A 736-nucleotide genomic window follows, 5' to 3' on the forward strand; every position below is an offset into this window, starting at 1 on the left:
CGTAAGGTCCCCATCACCTAGATGATGGCTTTTTCAAAATCTTGCATAATTGCTCCTGTTGAGAAACTTCTGTAAGGAGTGAATTATGCACAAGCTAGAATATTCCCTATATTTTAAAATTGCAGACGATTACCTATCTTTCAAAGGAACATTTGAATCCTTTTATGATGTTAGCCTTAGCCTGTTCTGCCAAAAGAATGGTTTAGATCGGCATAAAATAATGTCTAAGCATCATTTGAGGAATTATCTTCACTTTATAAAATGTTCATCAAACGATAATTCAGATGCTAATACTTTTGTTTTTTGGAGCAAAACCTATGATGAAATGCAATTTAGTGGTTTATCTAGAATTGAATTTTACAAATGCTATAAAGTTGGCTTAGGAGTAAGCTCTAATCACTTTTATAATTTAATGAAGGCTGTTGAATTTAAACGAGCCTTTGACGAATATAAATCAACTCAAGCTATTGAATCAGCTTCTCTAACCGTCACATCTGAAGAAGATGGAGGTGAAGAGCTAGTTAAAGTGGTTAACATCCAAGAGAACTCTAATGCTCAAGATGAAACTGTATCTACCAATGTTGCAGCAAATACACCTAAGAGCGTAGCCTCTTTCACCTGTAATACAACTAAGTTAGGCACAGAAATCAAAGTTACCTCTAATGGTCACTGCATTAGTTTTAATTCAGAAACACCTGAGCGATCTGTAGCCCTGGTGCTTAAAGCACTAGGTGCT

1 protein-coding gene is annotated in these 736 nt (G+C 35.5%); it reads left to right on the forward strand.

Annotated features, from left to right (window positions below; translation table 11 throughout):
- Positions 1-85: 85 nt before the first annotated feature.
- The coding region (locus tag J5V48_RS09790; protein WP_219938471.1) for a hypothetical protein at positions 86-736 on the forward strand (651 nt) is incomplete at its 3' end.

It is taken from the genome of Succinivibrio faecicola, from assembly GCF_019448115.1.
Taxonomy (GTDB): Bacteria; Pseudomonadota; Gammaproteobacteria; order Enterobacterales; family Succinivibrionaceae; genus Succinivibrio; species Succinivibrio faecicola.